This window comes from Cedecea davisae DSM 4568, assembly GCF_000412335.2.
Classification (GTDB): Bacteria; Pseudomonadota; Gammaproteobacteria; order Enterobacterales; family Enterobacteriaceae; genus Cedecea; species Cedecea davisae.
In genome coordinates, this window is the sequence record NZ_KE161030.1 from 4,299,957 (window position 1) to 4,315,204 (window position 15,248).

The 15,248-nt window shown below is 56.0% G+C and carries 18 protein-coding genes; all 18 read right to left on the reverse strand.

Annotated features, from left to right (window positions below; translation table 11 throughout):
* Window positions 1-9: 9 nt before the first annotated feature.
* Window positions 10-363 (reverse strand): DUF2620 domain-containing protein, encoded by a 354-nt coding sequence (locus tag HMPREF0201_RS19715; RefSeq protein ID WP_016538505.1) that lies wholly within the window; start codon window positions 361-363, stop codon window positions 10-12.
* Between the two features lie 9 nt (window positions 364-372).
* Window positions 373-1,263: a phosphotriesterase-related protein gene (locus HMPREF0201_RS19720; protein WP_016538506.1), complete on the reverse strand. Its 891-nt coding sequence runs from the start codon at window positions 1,261-1,263 to the stop codon at window positions 373-375.
* Window positions 1,250-2,494 (reverse strand): phosphopentomutase, encoded by a 1,245-nt coding sequence (locus HMPREF0201_RS19725; protein WP_016538507.1) that lies wholly within the window; start codon window positions 2,492-2,494, stop codon window positions 1,250-1,252. Before HMPREF0201_RS19725 ends, HMPREF0201_RS19720 begins: the two co-directional genes overlap by 14 nt.
* Window positions 2,487-3,659 carry a YhfX family PLP-dependent enzyme gene (locus tag HMPREF0201_RS19730; RefSeq protein ID WP_016538508.1) on the reverse strand — a complete coding sequence of 391 codons (1,173 nt, stop codon included), beginning with the start codon at window positions 3,657-3,659 and terminating at the stop codon, window positions 2,487-2,489. The genes HMPREF0201_RS19725 and HMPREF0201_RS19730 overlap by 8 nt, the downstream gene beginning before the upstream one ends.
* Window positions 3,660-3,749: 90 nt before the next feature.
* Window positions 3,750-4,106 carry a PRD domain-containing protein gene (locus HMPREF0201_RS19735; RefSeq protein WP_016538509.1) on the reverse strand — a complete coding sequence of 119 codons (357 nt, stop codon included), beginning with the start codon at window positions 4,104-4,106 and terminating at the stop codon, window positions 3,750-3,752.
* Window positions 4,107-4,120: 14 nt separating this feature from the next.
* Window positions 4,121-5,026 carry a GntR family transcriptional regulator YhfZ gene (yhfZ, locus tag HMPREF0201_RS19740; RefSeq protein ID WP_016538510.1) on the reverse strand — a complete coding sequence of 302 codons (906 nt, stop codon included), beginning with the start codon at window positions 5,024-5,026 and terminating at the stop codon, window positions 4,121-4,123.
* Between the two features lie 136 nt (window positions 5,027-5,162).
* Window positions 5,163-6,167 carry a tryptophan--tRNA ligase gene (trpS, locus tag HMPREF0201_RS19745; protein WP_016538511.1) on the reverse strand — a complete coding sequence of 335 codons (1,005 nt, stop codon included), beginning with the start codon at window positions 6,165-6,167 and terminating at the stop codon, window positions 5,163-5,165.
* Window positions 6,160-6,873: a phosphoglycolate phosphatase gene (locus HMPREF0201_RS19750; protein ID WP_016538512.1), complete on the reverse strand. Its 714-nt coding sequence runs from the start codon at window positions 6,871-6,873 to the stop codon at window positions 6,160-6,162. Before HMPREF0201_RS19750 ends, trpS begins: the two co-directional genes overlap by 8 nt.
* Window positions 6,866-7,543: a ribulose-phosphate 3-epimerase gene (rpe, locus tag HMPREF0201_RS19755; protein ID WP_039898899.1), complete on the reverse strand. Its 678-nt coding sequence runs from the start codon at window positions 7,541-7,543 to the stop codon at window positions 6,866-6,868. The genes HMPREF0201_RS19750 and rpe overlap by 8 nt, the downstream gene beginning before the upstream one ends.
* A gap of 46 nt (window positions 7,544-7,589) precedes the next feature.
* Entirely contained in the window at window positions 7,590-8,414 is an 825-nt protein-coding gene (gene dam / locus HMPREF0201_RS19760) for an adenine-specific DNA-methyltransferase (protein ID WP_016538514.1), read from the reverse strand.
* 63 nt (window positions 8,415-8,477) lie between these two features.
* Complete coding sequence (damX, locus tag HMPREF0201_RS19765) at window positions 8,478-9,782, reverse strand: cell division protein DamX (protein WP_016538515.1); 1,305 nt, start codon at window positions 9,780-9,782, stop codon at window positions 8,478-8,480.
* 73 nt (window positions 9,783-9,855) lie between these two features.
* The gene (aroB, locus tag HMPREF0201_RS19770; RefSeq protein ID WP_016538516.1) at window positions 9,856-10,944 is read right to left on the reverse strand and encodes a 3-dehydroquinate synthase; all 1,089 of its coding nucleotides are present in this window, start codon (window positions 10,942-10,944) and stop codon (window positions 9,856-9,858) included.
* A gap of 57 nt (window positions 10,945-11,001) precedes the next feature.
* The gene (gene aroK / locus HMPREF0201_RS19775; protein WP_016538517.1) at window positions 11,002-11,523 is read right to left on the reverse strand and encodes a shikimate kinase AroK; all 522 of its coding nucleotides are present in this window, start codon (window positions 11,521-11,523) and stop codon (window positions 11,002-11,004) included.
* Window positions 11,524-11,840: 317 nt separating this feature from the next.
* Window positions 11,841-13,088: a type IV pilus secretin PilQ gene (gene pilQ, locus HMPREF0201_RS19780; RefSeq protein ID WP_016538518.1), complete on the reverse strand. Its 1,248-nt coding sequence runs from the start codon at window positions 13,086-13,088 to the stop codon at window positions 11,841-11,843.
* Window positions 13,027-13,413, reverse strand: a complete 387-nt coding sequence (locus HMPREF0201_RS19785) for a HofP DNA utilization family protein (RefSeq protein WP_039898900.1) — start codon at window positions 13,411-13,413, stop codon at window positions 13,027-13,029. The genes pilQ and HMPREF0201_RS19785 overlap by 62 nt, the downstream gene beginning before the upstream one ends.
* The gene (locus HMPREF0201_RS19790) at window positions 13,400-13,870 is read right to left on the reverse strand and encodes a HofO family protein (RefSeq protein WP_016538520.1); all 471 of its coding nucleotides are present in this window, start codon (window positions 13,868-13,870) and stop codon (window positions 13,400-13,402) included. Before HMPREF0201_RS19790 ends, HMPREF0201_RS19785 begins: the two co-directional genes overlap by 14 nt.
* Window positions 13,854-14,408, reverse strand: coding sequence for a PilN domain-containing protein (locus HMPREF0201_RS19795; RefSeq protein WP_016538521.1), 555 nt, complete (start codon window positions 14,406-14,408; stop codon window positions 13,854-13,856). The genes HMPREF0201_RS19790 and HMPREF0201_RS19795 overlap by 17 nt, the downstream gene beginning before the upstream one ends.
* Window positions 14,408-15,223, reverse strand: a complete 816-nt coding sequence (locus HMPREF0201_RS19800; protein WP_016538522.1) for a type IV pilus biogenesis protein PilM — start codon at window positions 15,221-15,223, stop codon at window positions 14,408-14,410. Before HMPREF0201_RS19800 ends, HMPREF0201_RS19795 begins: the two co-directional genes overlap by 1 nt.
* Between the last annotated feature and the right edge of the window lie 25 nt (window positions 15,224-15,248).

Genomic DNA, 15,248 nt, shown 5'->3' on the forward strand with positions numbered 1-15,248 from the left:
CGGATGCCTTTATTTTAAATGGTTAACCAGCAGCGGAATGGCATGCTCGATATGTTCGACGGAGAGGCCAAATGCCACCTTGCCTTCGGACACCAGGCGGGCAATTTGCTCCTCTTTTGCTTTAATGCCGGGCTTGGCAATGGTGCAGCTGCGGTTATAGCCAATCACCGCGATGGCAATCGACAAGGCCGCACCTGCCCCGGTATTGCAGGCGCCAATGTAGTAATCAAGCTGGCCGGATTTCACCTTCAGCGCGGCATCCATGTCGTTATAGATAAACACTTCGAAGCAGCCCGGAGCGGCCGTTTCGATGGTTTGTTTGATGAGTTCGCGCTGTAAGCCAGCGACACCGATCTTTTTCATGGAAAATCCTTACTTAAAGAAGACAGAGGGGTTGTCACGCAACATCAAATCGATATCTGGCTGGCTGAAACCGGCCTCCAGCAGCATCGGCACAAACGTGGTAAGCAAATATTCAAAACCTGGACCGCCGTTGGCTTTCAGATGAGAGCGGCGGGTAATATCCATCGACAGCATGACATGGTCGAGCAGCCCACGATTCTTTAGCTCGTTCAGCATCCAGATGCGCTTCTCATCCGGGTAATAGCTGTTTTTTCCGATGGTATCGAACTGAACGTAGGCTCCCTGGTCAATCATCCGCAGGATATTGTCGAGGTTATCTTTCAGGTCGCAGTGGCCGACGGTGACGCGGGAAAGATCCACGCACCACGATTTCAGCAGCGCCAGCTGCTCAAGCCCCATGGTGCTGAAAGAGGTATGGGTCGAAATCGGCCTGCCTGTTTCGTGATGAGCAATAGCCGCCGCCTGGAAAACGCGGGCTTCAACGGGCGTGATGACATCCACGCTGGAGCCAATTTCCGCGATAATCCCGGCTTTTAACTCCGTGCCGTCGATACCGATTTCAATTTCGTCGATCATCTCCTGAGCCAGCACCTTTACCGGCGTCGTCGCCACATGCGGCGGGAAGAAGTCGTGCTGGTAGTAACCGGTGCAGGCCATCACATTGATGCCGGTATCACGCATGATATCCAGCATAAACTGAGGGTTACGCCCCATATAGCGGTTAGTCATCTCAATGATGTTGCGCACGCCCCGCTGGTAAAGCACCTTCATTTCCCCGCAAATCAGCTCATACCGATCGAGGCGGCAATCAATGTTGTCCTTGAAGCTGGAAAGGTCGATGTGAAGATGCTCATGGGCATAGGTATAGCCCGATGGATCGATATGCTTATGCCCCGTCATGATTGACTCCACTTGCAGAAGAGAGATTCAGCAGCGGCAGGAACGAAACGCCGTTCTGCGGCGCTGCCGCCCGGAAAAAGTCACAAACCGTCGCACCTACATCAGAAAGCGTAGCGCGTGCCCCAAGATGAGCGCCGACGATGCCCGGCTGCCACACCAGCAGCGGGACGTTTTCACGCGTGTGTTTGCTGTGGCCGATGGTCGGGTCGTTGCCGTGGTCGGCCATCACCACCAGGCAGTCTCCGGCCTGCATATCCGCCATCAGCAGAGCCAGATTTTTATCGACCAGCTCCAGCCGCTCGGCGTATCGTTCGACGTCCTGGGCATGGCCCGCCAGGTCGGTTTCCTGGATATTGGTGCAAATAAAGACGTTACCGGGCTTATTCAGCTCATCCCGCGTGATATCGAGAATCGCCTGCGAGTCGACCAGGTTTTGGTAGCTGACGCCATGCGGATTAATCGCGATATCGGCAACTTTGCCGACCAATACCGTTTTTACCCCGACCTGATGCAGCTGCTGCGGAGCCTGAACGCTGGCGTCAACGCCATAGCCCATATGCACGACCTGGAACCCGCTTTTATATACCCCGGAACGCGGCGCATTAATGCCGATATAACGGCCCTGTTTTTCTTCAGCGGCTTGAATCAACTGTTCGCTGCTCTCAAGCAGGCCGCCAAAGGCAATCACCCGCCCGACTTTGACGCAGCGGCGCACCACTTCGCCAATCGCCCGCACCTGCTCAAACGGCACGGCGTTAAGATTGGCGCTGATATTAAAAACCTGCCCGAGATCGGCCTCGAGGTTATCGCCAACGGCCACCGCCTGGTTTACCCAGAGGAATTGCAGCTCCGCGCCTTTTCGTTCCGTATGCCAGCCCTCGGCCAGCAGCGCTTGCTCTACCTGGTCGATAACTTCTGAGAACGGCATGCGCAGAGGCGTTTGCGGGCGCGTACCCAGAATTTCCTGGTGCCCCATAAAGGTGTCGCCGCCTTCATGCTGTAGCGCTGCGGTGCCATAAACCGCGTCGGCGTTTGGCTGCATTACGTTAGCCGCGAAGCCCAGAGCGTTGATCAGCCCCAGCTTTTCCAGGGTCGGCAGGCGCAATTGCGGGAAGTGCTGCAAAATATGCCCGCAGGTATTCGCCCCAACATCCTGGGGGCGGACTTCAGGTACATCGTCCATCGCCCCCACGCCGAAGCTGTCTATCACCAGAACCAAAAACTTACTCATGCTGCCCTCCCGAAATGGGGTGCCCAAGGCTGTCGTACAGCGCTTCCAGCACCGGGTTTCCGCTCTGAATGCCCGAAACCAACGCTACGTCGCTGCGGGTAACAAAAATCTGGGTGCGGAAACACATCACCACCGGGCTGCCCACCGGATAGCTACCTTCGAGCGCCAGATGGTAATCAATACTGGTGTCGTCTATCGGCAGCAGGCGTGCTTCAACCGGCGTATCGGGGGCGGTAAACACCAGCGCGTTCCGGGCGTGCCCCCGGCGATAATATCCGCCGCCGAAGCAGTAGCTCTTGCCCTGAAACTGGTGAGAAACCTCGGTCAGATAAAGCATGGCGATGGCTTCAGGCTGGTCGCCGTGCTGGTTAGCCGGAATTGTGCCGGTCAGCGCATGGCCCGGTTCGGCATGGGTAACGCCGTACTGCGCCAGAATCGGCAGCGTGCTGCAACTTGAGGCCGAGGGAGCATTGATCTGCTCAACCGTAATCCCACGCTCTTTCAGCAGGTCACGAGCTTTTAAGAGCGTCATCAGGTTACGGGTCGGCTGCGTCTGCTGTTGCTCATCGTTCCACAGCAGGCAGGGAAAATGCGTCAGGCCGGTCAGCCGAATTCCCGGCATCGCAAGGATTTCACGCACGACATCGTCCAGCTCGTTTAGCGGGAACCCCGCTTCCTGGCCTGGATAAAGGCGGTCATATTCGGCAAAAACTTTCAGCATCACCGGCTGAACCCGCCCGCAGGCCAGCGCGGCGGCAGAAACCTCGCGTGCTTTTTCAAGCGAGAATAGCGTGATAATTTCCGTCGAGCCGCTGACGCTTTCTTCCACCTGCGCCACGGGAACCTGCACTAAATGGCCGACGTGGGAAACCGCTATCCCGGCGTCACGCAGGGTTCTGGCCTCTTTGAAATCCACCGCCACCGCCCCGTGAAACCCCAGCTCGATAAGTTTCCCGGCAAGCCACGGGTTACGCCCAATCTGCTTGGTCATAAAATAGAGCGTGATGCCGTGGCGCTGCGCGGCGGCGAGCAGCTTACGCCCGTTATCCAGCAGTCTATCGACGTCGATAACATAAGTGTCCGGCAGGATTTCGCCCCGCTGCCAGAGGGCCTGAGCCGCCTTAATTAGCGCCGGATTCTGTGCCTTGAGTGCCTCAATAAACATGCCTTGCCTCGCGACCTGGGAAACAAATCAGCCTAAATAATCATTTTTTTGAATATTTAAATTAAGAGATACTGCCGCAAACAACATCCGTTAGCTCTTGTGGATCAGCCACAGGCTGAACAGGTTTGCCAGCAGGTAACCCTCTTCATTCGGGTGCAGCTGAACGCTAAACGGCACCAGTAAAGCGTGGTGTACCTGTTCAACTTCGCCAAACACGCTGTCGGCCTTGATCTCCGCCAGCAGCTCGGGATCCAGCGGGCCAACCTCTTCTCCACGGCGGCTGCGCATCAGCGCGTTCGCCATATGGGTAATGGCCATCGTGCCCTGGTCATTTTGCAGCGGAATGTCCCAGCGGGTTTCCAACTGGGACACCACCTGTTTCATGCCATCGCAAATATCCCGGTCGATGACGCCTGCATCACATAGCAGGTTGAGCCGGTCTTCCATACTGATTACCTCTGTCAATAGCTCGGTTCCTGTTCGCCGCTCAGCACGCTTTGCTGATGGGCCAGCAGTTCATTCTTATCCACCACCGTTCTCAGCAACTGCTGGATAGGGATATCTTCGCTTCGCGTCAGCACCACCGCCTCTGAAGCCTCAAGGAAACAGGCATCGCCGCTGAGCGGCAGCGCGGTTAGCCCCAGGGCCTCCAGGCTCGACTCATTGCTGACGTTCCAAATCACCGCATCCACGTCGCCTTTAGCAATCCGGTGCAAGCATTCGTGGTAAGAAACATCCAGCAATTCAACATCCTGCCCGGCAAAATAAACGCCCGTCATGATGCGCTGGTCGGCAGAGCGCGGGTCAATGCCGATGCGGCGAATCTTATCCTGCTGCCCGGTTCGGCAAATCAATTTGTGCTCGCCGACATAGGTATGCGGCCCGAGGGACAGCGCGATAAAAATCTCAGGGTTGCTGAGGTAACTTTGCGCCGCCAGCCGGGAGACCACCGCCAGGTCATAGACGCCGTTCAGCAGGCACTCCACGCGCACATCCGACCCTCGCATATGGGCGTAGTAAAACGGAATGCCGTCAAACTGCGCCTTCAGGCCGCTGGCCAGCCCTTCATAAAGCCGGGTGTACGGCAGCGGCATAGCACACACTACATTGCCGATATCAGCGAACGCTAATAGGGCTTTGTTATCCATGCTCATCAGGTAACTACCGTTGCGCCCCCGGCGCTCAACGGCTACCGCTCCTGCCTTCTCCAGCGTCTTTAAAGCCGCCTGCGTCAGGCCAACGGAGAAACCGCACTCACCCGCCAGTTCATCGATGGTTTTCAGTCGGTTACCACATTTTTCACCCAGTAAATAACGGGCCAGACTGGATTGGGCTACGCCCTCTTTTTTTATAAAGCTGCGGCTCATTGGTTATCTTCAATTTATTGAATGAATATATCTTCATAAAATTGAATATAGATGGCAAAGGGGAAAATGACAAAAGGAGAATGGGGTCACAAAAAAGAAATAACCCGCCTGGCGACGGGTTATGCATAGGGAAAAGTTATGGCTGGGCGACGAAACCTATCGCTTCGTACACCTTTTTCAGCGTCTCGCTGGCGCGAGCGCGGGCTTTCTCAGCCCCTTCTTTCATCACCTGCTGCAGGAAGGCTTCGTCGTTACGATAACGGTGATAGCGCTCCTGAAGCTCGGTCAGCATGCCGGATACGGCTTCCGCCACTTCGCCTTTCAGGTGACCATACATTTTACCTTCGAAGCTGGCTTCCAGCTCGGCAATCGGCTTGCCGGTCACGCCGGAGAGGATATCAAGCAGGTTAGAAACGCCGGCTTTTTCCTTCACGTCATAACGCACCACTGGCGGCTCTTCGGAGTCGGTTACCGCACGTTTAATTTTCTTCACCACCGACTTCGGATCTTCCAGCAGGCCGATAACGTTATTGCGGTTATCGTCCGACTTGGACATCTTTTTGGTCGGCTCCAGCAGGGACATTACGCGCGCGCCGGACTTAGGAATAAACGGCTCAGGCACTTTGAAAATATCGCCGTACAGCGCGTTGAAGCGGCTGGCAACATCGCGGCTCAGCTCCAGATGCTGCTTCTGGTCTTCGCCCACCGGCACCTGAGTGGTCTGGTACAGCAGGATATCTGCCGCCATCAGCACCGGATAGTCGAAGAGACCGGCGTTGATGTTTTCTTCATAACGTGCGGATTTGTCTTTGAACTGAGTCATGCGGCTCAGCTCGCCGAAGTAGGTGTAGCAGTTCAGCACCCAGCTCAGCTGCGCGTGCTCCGGTACGTGAGACTGAACGAAAATGGTGCTTTTCTTCGGGTCGATACCGCAGGCAAGATACAGCGCCAGCGTATCCAGCGTGGCTTTACGCAGCGCGGCCGGGTTCTGGCGAACGGTGATAGCGTGCTGGTCAACGATGCAGTAAATGCAGTGATAATCATCCTGCATATTCACCCATTGACGCAGCGCACCCATGTAGTTACCGATGGTTAATTCACCTGAAGGCTGTGCGCCGCTAAAGACGATGGGCTTACTCATGTTCTGCTTCCTGATTTGCTAATGGTGGTAGCCCGAAAGCGGGCAGTAATTCATCGAAACGGTCAAACACAACGTCCGGTTTGCTCAGTTCAATCGCTTCGCCATAGTTATAACCCCAGGTCAGCCCGACGCTCGGGCAGCCTGCCGCCTGCGCGGCCTGGATATCATTGCGGGAATCGCCAACAAAAAGCAATTCGTCCGCGGCCAGCCCCATGTTTTCCATCACTTTGAACAGGGCTTCCGGATGCGGTTTTTTCTCTTTCACATCGTCGCCGCCGATGATGACCTGGAAGTACTGCGCAATGCCGAGATCTTCAAGCATCGGCACCACAAACGGCGTCGGTTTGTTGGTCACCACGCCAAGCGGTAGCCCCTTCTGCTTCAGGGCCGCCAGCGTATCCGCTACGCCCGGGAACAGGAAACTCCCCTGTTCAACCGTTTCGGCGTAATAGCGATCAAACAGTTTGCGCGCAATATTCAGCTGAGCGAGATCGGGTTCTTTATCTTTCAGCGCCCACTTCAGCGCCCTTTGCATCATGACATCCGCGCCGTTACCCACCCAGGTCACGACACGCTCTTCTCCCGCCGTCGGCAGTTCAAGCGCATAAAGCGCCAGATCCACCGCCTGACTCAGGCCAAGTGCAGTGTCGATTAACGTGCCGTCAAGGTCGAAGGCGATACCGCGAATTTTTTGAAACTTATCCATGACTTACCTTAGCCAGTTCAGAACGCATGCGGTCGATAACCGCTTTATAATCAGGCTGGCCGAAGATAGCAGAGCCGGCAACGAACATGTCTGCGCCCGCCGCTGCGATTTCAGCGATATTATCGGCCTTCACGCCGCCGTCTACTTCGAGGCGAATATCATACCCGGAGGCGTCAATGCGCTCGCGTACCTGGCGCAGTTTTTCAAGCGTGTGGGGAATAAACGACTGGCCGCCAAAGCCCGGGTTAACGGACATCAGCAGAATAACATCCAGCTTATCCATAACGTGGTCAAGCCAGGAGAGCGACGTCGCCGGGTTCAAGACCAGGCCAGCTTTACAGCCGTATTCTTTAATCAGCTGCAGGGAGCGGTCAACGTGCTCGGAGGCTTCCGGATGGAAGGTGATAATGCTGGCACCGGCGGCGGCAAAATCGGGAATGATGCGATCGACCGGCTTCACCATCAGATGCACGTCGATAGGGGCGGTCACGCCGTAGTCACGCAGCGCTTTGAGCACCATCGGCCCCATCGTCAGGTTGGGAACATAGTGGTTGTCCATGACGTCAAAATGGACGACGTCGCCACCTGCGGCCAGCGCTTTAGCCGTGTCCTCGCCCAGGCGGGCGAAGTCGGCAGAGAGGATTGAGGGGGCAATCAAATACTGTTTCATCCGCTTCTCCATGAGTCATTCATCTTTCGGCGGCGGGCGAAACGGCTCAGGCAAGCTTTACTTTATAAAGCGCCAGAAGTTCGTCCACCTTGTTACGGGCTCCACCGTTTCGGCTGATGCTGCGTCTTACCTGCAGCTTGCGGAAATCGGTAGCATTCTTATACCACTCGCGAGTGAGTTCGGTGTCGTGATTGGAAATCACCACCGGGATGCTCTGCTCGCGCAGTTTTTCAGCCAGGTCCGCCAGATGTTTCTGCTGCACCATGCTGAAGCTGTCGGTGTGATAAGCGGTAAAGTTGGCGGTAGCGGAAAGCGGCGCATAAGGCGGGTCGCAATACACTACCGAACCTGCGGCAACGTTTATCATACTGACGTCATAAGACTGGCAGAGAAAAGTGGCATTTTTGGCCCGTTCGGCAAAGTGGTACAGCTCCTCCTCAGGGAAGTAAGGCTTGCTGTAGCGGCCAAACGGAACGTTAAATTCACCGCGCAGATTATAACGGCACAGACCGTTGTAACAATGGCGGTTGAGATACAAAAACAGCACTGCACGGCGGAATTCATCCCGGCATTGATTAAATTCGGTGCGAAAACCGTAGTAGGTGGCCTCTTCATTCATCGCTTTGGTGAATAGCAGGCGAGACTCCCGCACGTATTCGTCCGCGCGGTTTTTTACGATGTTGTAGAGGTTAATCAGGTCGCTATTGATATCCGCGAGGAGATAGCGCTGATAGTCGGTATTGAGGAATACCGAGCCCGCACCAACAAAGGGCTCGATCAGACAGTCGCCTTCCGGCAGATGCTTTTTTATATCGTCCAGCAGGGGGAATTTCCCCCCTGCCCATTTCAGAAAAGCGCGATTTTTTTTCATGCTGTCTTACTATTTACACCTTATCCAGCTGTGGAAAGGCTCCGACAGCGACTGCGCTTATTTTCACTTGAGGTCAGACTGCACCTGATGAATAGGTTTTGCCCACGGGTTTTTCGCCTGCACGTCTGCCGGTAGCGTAGAAACCGCGCGTTTAGCGTCATCCTTGGTTGCATAAACACCACTTACCAGGACATACCACGGCTGGCCGTTACGCTGAGTCTGATAAACCACATAGTGCTGCAGGTTCTCTTTCTTCGCCCAGGCATTCAGGTTAGCCGAGTTGGAAGAGGAGCTAAGTTGCAGAGTGTAATGGCTACCCGGAGCGCCTTTAATCGCGCTGGCATCGCCGGTCACGCTGGCACCCGCTGGTGCCACTGCAGCAGATTTAGGCTCGGCCTTAGCTTCAGCTTTTGGCGCTACAGAAGCCGTGGCTTTCGGTGCCTGAGTCGGAGCCGCTGCGCTGGTGGATGGAGCTTTCACCGGAGCAGATACCGCCGGAGCAGGTTCGCTATGCTTAGCGGTTGCTACAGGCTTGCTTTCGGCTTTAACCTGCTGCTTAGGCTCAGCTTTACGCACCGGCTCAATGACCGTTTTCTTACGTTCAGGACGCGACTCAACGTTACGGGTCGGCTCCTGAGTCCCGGCCAGCTTACGCGGCTCGGTTTTGACACCGGCAATCGGCGCTACGGTTGCTGGCTCGGTTGGCAGCGTGGAGTTGCTGACCACGTTATCAATCTGACCCTGCTGCTGAGGCTGAGTCAGCGCATTATTCAGATTCCCCGGGACTTCAACGCGCTGCTGGCCTTCCGGCTGCGGCTGGTTTTGGGCCTGGGTCGGGGTAGAAGAAATCGGCGGCAGGGAAACATCCTGCGGGTTCTGCTGACCAGAGGCTGGAGCAGTGCCCGGCTGCGGCTGCGCGCCGTTAGCCTGGTCCGCCGGAGCCGCAGAACTGGAGCCGGAGAGATCGATGCTCTTTTCAGCGCCCGGCTTCTGCTCGGCGCTATCAGGGCTGGATGAAGGTGCTTTCAGGGCAGAACCGATGCCAATAATCAGCAGCAGCAGAACCAGAATACCAATCCCCATCATCATATGCTGACGTGAAACTGGCACCTTCTGTTTTGCTGCCTTTTTGCGTCCACGAGCAGGACGAGGTTCTGCGGCCATGCCGTCATCACCTTCGTACTCGTCTTCAACTTCTTCTTCACGCTCGCGGCGTGAACGAGAAGGACGACGTTCGTCAGCGTCAAGATCGACGTCATCAACGTTGATCTGCGGCTCTTTATCAAACTCGTCAGGTTTGCGGGAACGCCCAGGACGACGATCGCTCGGATCGGGTTTCAGCTCGTCTTCTGGTTTGAACTCATCCATTTAACACCCCACTCAAAGACGCATGCCCATGTCCGCATAGCGCCCGAAGTTAAAAACTATAAGATTCTAATTGTTAAGCCTGCTGGCAATCAGCAATGGCTGACAGAACAACGTCGTGCGGTACTCCACCGCGCACTTCACTCTTCCCTATCGCCAGCGGCAGGATTAAACGCAGCTCACCGGCTAATACTTTTTTGTCACGCATCATGTGGGGCATATACGCGTCAGGCGACATTTCCTGCGGCCCGTTAACCGGCAACCCGGCACGCAGCAGCAGCGCGATAACTCGCTGAACTTCAGCCTCACTGAACTGACCAAGGCGCTGGGCGGTACGCACCGCCATCACCATTCCGGCTGCGACGGCCTCACCGTGCAGCCAGTTGCCATAGCCCATTTCGGCTTCAATGGCATGGCCAAAAGTATGACCCAAATTCAGTAAAGCACGTAAGCCGCTTTCGCGCTCGTCGGCAGCGACAACTTCGGCTTTCAGCTCACAACAACGGCGAATACAGTAGGCCATCGCCTTGCCGTCAAGCTTCAGCAGCGCGTCGATATTCTCTTCCAGCCAGTCAAAGAACTCGCCGTCGAGAATGATGCCGTATTTAATGACTTCGGCCAGGCCAGAAGCCAGCTCCCGCTTAGGCAGTGTAGAAAGGCAGTCCAAATCAACCACAACCGAAGCCGGCTGGTAGAAGGCGCCAATCATATTTTTACCCAGGGGATGGTTGACGGCCGTTTTGCCGCCTACGGAAGAGTCCACCTGCGACAGCAGCGTGGTTGGAACCTGAATAAAGCGCACCCCGCGCTGATAGCTCGCCGCAGCAAAACCGGTCAGATCGCCCACCACGCCGCCGCCTAAGGCAATCAGTGTGGTATCACGACCGTGAGGTTTTTCCAGCAGCGCCGTAAACACGGTATCGAGCACCGAGAGGCTTTTAAACTGCTCGCCATCCGGAAGAATGACGGTATCGACTTTAACGCCTGCCTGTTCCAGAAGACCACGAACCCTGTCCAGATACAGCGGTGCCAGAGTTTCGTTAGTGACCAGCATAGTCTGGTCGCCAGCTTTTAGCGGCCAAAAGGAAGCCGGGTCATTAAATAACCCGGCGGCAATGGTAATAGGGTAACTACGTTCCCCGAGAGTGACTGTCAGCCTCTCCATTACGCGGAGCCCACCTTATGTTGCTTTGCCCGCAGGCGTTACTTGATTAAGCCAGAATCAGTTGCTTTCCAGCATATGAATAATCTGGTTGGCAACCACTTTGGCGCTTTGGTCGTCAGTGCGAATCGTCACATCGGCAATCTCTTCGTACAGAGGATTGCGTTCGTGCGCCAGCGCTTCCAGAACTTCACGAGGTGGAGTCTCAACCTGCAGCAGCGGACGCTTTTTATCGCGCTGAGTACGAGCAAGCTGTTTCTCAATAGTGGTCTCAAGGTAAACCACTACGCCACGGGCGGAAAGGCGGTTACGGGTTTCGCGAGACTTCACAGAGCCGCCACCGGTAGCCAGCACAATGCCCTGTTTTTCAGTGAGTTCGTTGATGATTTTTTCTTCGCGATCGCGGAAGCCTTCTTCGCCTTCAACGTCGAATACCCAGCCCACATCAGCTCCGGTACGTTTCTCAATCTCTTGATCAGAATCGAAAAATTCCATATTGAGTTGCTGAGCTAACTGACGCCCAATAGTGCTTTTGCCGGCACCCATAGGCCCAACCAGAAAGATATTGCGTTTCTCTGCCATTTTTTCGGTACTACTAAGACAATTCGTTGATGATAAACCCGCCCGATAACAACCTGCTGTGGCGGGACATGAACTGAAACCTCATAAGCGTGAGTGCGAGAATCAGACTAAAAATTATCTCAACACTCAAGGGGGTTTGGCAACCGAATAAATCACCACCGCCCGGCTCGGGGCGAAAAGCGTGCTTCGGCTTCCCGGCCGCAGGTTCTCTTTACCCTGCCTCCCGAAACGGTACACCTTGTAAGCTAATTCCTCTCTGCCGTCAAACACCTGGCGTCCGTTTAGCAGAAAAATACCCGGACTGGAGAAGAAACGCGCTAGGGCGCGGCAATCAGTCTTGGGGTGATAAACACCACTAATTCCCGACGTTGGCGTTTTTTACCCTCATGCTGGAACAATTGGCCAATAAGGGGAATATTGCCCAACAGCGGCACGCTATCACGGGTGTTATTGCTCTGCTGCTGGAAGATCCCGCCCAGCGCCAGGGTCTCGCCATCCTGCACCTCCACCTGTGTTTCAATTTCCTGTTTATCGATAGTCAGCACTTCGCCATCCACATGCTGGATGCTGCGGCCTGGCATATTTTGGCTAATGCGTAATTTCAGGCGAATACTGCCGTGCTGGCTAATGGTCGGCGTCACCTCCATCCCCAGCACCGCTTCTTTAAATTCCACTGAAGTGGCTTCATTTTTACCGTTTGAGACCTGGTAGGGAATTTCGGTACCCTGCTTAATACTGGCCGACTGCTGGTGCGCAACCAGCAGACGCGGGCTGGCGATAATCTCCAACTGATGCTGCTGTTCAAGTGCGCTAAGCTCCAGCTCCAGCATGCGGCCATTCAGCCGCCCGATGTTAAAACCAAGCGTAGTGGTTGCCGCCGCAAACGCCAGGTTGCTGGAGACGGTTGTCGGCTGATACAGACCGGGCGCGCTTTCTGCCTCGGCTGCGCTCCACTTCACGCCAAGCTCTCGCAGCTTCTCCCGATTGATGGTGACAATATGCGCCGATAGCTCCACCTGCCCCATCGGCACGTCCATGTCGGCTACCCAGGCGGCAATTTGCTTTTGCGCCTGTTTGTTGTCCCTCACAACCAGCCGATTGGTGCGCTTATCAACGGTTACGTTGCCGCGCGGCCCAAGCAATTTTTCTCCGCTGCCTTTGAGCCCTGCCGCCAGTTCCACAACGTCCGCATAGCGTGGCATATAAACTTGTTGCACTAACGGCTGCTCAAGTGCTCTCTGTTTGCGTGTCGCCTCCTGCTGGGCCCGCAGCATAGCCGGGTCCTGCTTTGGCTGGATCTGTAACACATTCCCCACTTTTGAAGCGCTAAGATCTGCCAGCTTGATCATCAGTTGAAACGCCTGCTCCCACGGAACCTCAACCAGGTGCAGAGAGAGCTTGCCCTGCACGCCAGGGGCTACCACGACGTTCAGCTTCTGCTGCTCTGCCAGCATCTGCAACACCTGAACAACCGGAGCTTCATCAATCATGAGCGTCACGGTTTTAGTTGCCCAGCCCGCCAGCGGCAATAGCGCCAGCGCGAATACTGCGACGATCCTTATCATTGATTCCTCCCGGTAAACTCCAGTGGTAGTAACTTGCTTCGCACGGCCCGCTCAGGGATGCGGTTACCCGCTGCCCGGCAATCGCCAAAACCCGAACGCCCGGCTCAAGCTCCTGCCCCGTGCGCACTCTGCGCCATTGCTGCGCTGGCAGGCCAAGCAGCGCCATACTGTTTCCCGGCTGATAAAACACGCCGCGTAATTGCCAGCGGTCAAGGCGCTTCAACAGCGCCTCACAGGGGGATGAAAGTGCGATAAATGGATTTCGTGGCTGCGCATATGAAACCGAGCACAGGAGCAGAACTAAAAGCCCGCTAGCTGCTTTCATCGATGAACTCCAGCGTCAGCACGACTCTGACCCGCTCTCCGGCTGCGCCTAATTCGAAAGCAGGCAGCCTTAGCCGCTGGTAGCCCGCCAGTTGCTGAAAGAGTGCCGGGACTTTTCGCCACGGCAGCAAAATCTCCAGCAAAGAGTGTTTTATGCCCGGTTGCCATTTCACCAATCTTCCTCCCGACTGCCTGACCGCCTCCATCGCTGAAAACGGCTCTGCCGGAGCAGCGGCAGGCAGGGGGTCAATGTCTGGTAATGTTGCAATGCTTTTTTGCCGCGCCGCAGTCTGCTGCGCGGCCTGCTGGCATTGCGATATCAGCTCAAGCCTCAAGTGCCGCTGGGGCTGAACCAGCAGCCATTGGCAGATAAAAACCACGGTGAGCAGGCAAACCAGCAGGGCGGAGATACGCAGGCCGAAATACCTGCCGGGAAGCCGTTTAAGGTAGCGGTTCACTCGCTTCTCCTTCCGGCTCTAAGATGAAATTAAAGGAAACGCCCTTATTTTCCTCGTCGCGTAACTCCCCGGGTTTAATCGTAAAATTCCCCGGCAAAGCGCTAAGACTCGCCTCGAACCGGCTCAGTTCACCGGCATCCCCCGCTACGCCCTGCACGGAGACCTTGCTGTTGCGCCAGCTCAGGCTTAGAAGCCAGCTGTTTTCCGGCAGCCCGGCCGCCAGCGCGTTAAGCACCTTTTCCCAGCGGGAAATATTTGCCCTTACAGCCTCTGCGACCCGCAGCCGCTCCCGCAACTGTTGAGACTCTTTAAGCGCACGCTGGCGGCTTTGCAGCAGCACCTGCAACGTCTGCTGCTGCAAAGCCATACTGCTGGCCTGAACACGCAGCAGGCTAACCTCCAGCTTCAGCAGTTGCGTATGCCAGGCCGCCAGGGTAAGAACCAATAACATGCCGAGCAGCATGGTTCCGCCCCACAGTCTCAATCTCCGCTGCCGCCTTTGGCTGCGCCACGGCAGCAGGTTGATAAGCGCCGCCATTAGCGACTGAGCCCCAGCGCCAGACCCAGCGCGATGGTATATAGCCCGCCGTGAACCGGCAGCGGCGGCTGATGGCGTATAATCGGCTGCCAGGCATTCAGGATTTTTGCATCGGCGGGCATAGCACCGGCACCGTTCGCACGGCTAATCGCTACCTCCCCGGCGCTTACGCCCAGTTGCAGGCAGAGCGCCGCAAAATCAGCCACCTGCCGCTTATCAAGCCAGCCGGAGCGCCCCGGTTCCAGAACCGATGCCCACAGCCAGTATCGTTCTTCTTCATGAGCTAAAAAGCGGCAATCCGCCGGATAACATGCCGCTGGCAAAGCGCTAAGCGCCTTGTCTCCGGGCGTAATGCATGCGGGAAATAATTTTGCGTTTGCCAGGCTCGCCAGCAGGTTTTTCAGATCCTGCTGGCGGGCAGCCGTTACGTTCAGCGGCTCGCCGTAATCCGGGTAGTCATAGCAAAGCTGTGAGGCGGGCATTTGCAGCTGGCGAGCCGTAGCACCGGCGATATACTTCTCCTGTGCCGACTCCTGCAGGCGGCTGTCCGGCGCGGGAACCTGCCGCTGCAAAGTGCGCTGAACGGGAAAGCCTACCCGCAAGTGATGGCGTATCGGGATCTCTTTGCGCCATGCGCTAAGCGCCTCGCACAGCGTGCCGGGTTCGGGTAACATGCCGTCCGCAAGTCCCTGTTCCGGGAAGGGTAAAAACCACCAATGCCGCAATTGCCACCCTTGCCGGTGCCATTGCACCGCCGCGGCGCGTACGCCCTCCGCCTGGATGTCCAGGCCAATCCGCCAACCAGGAAACATCATGGTTTCGATCTCCTTATCAAGCTAG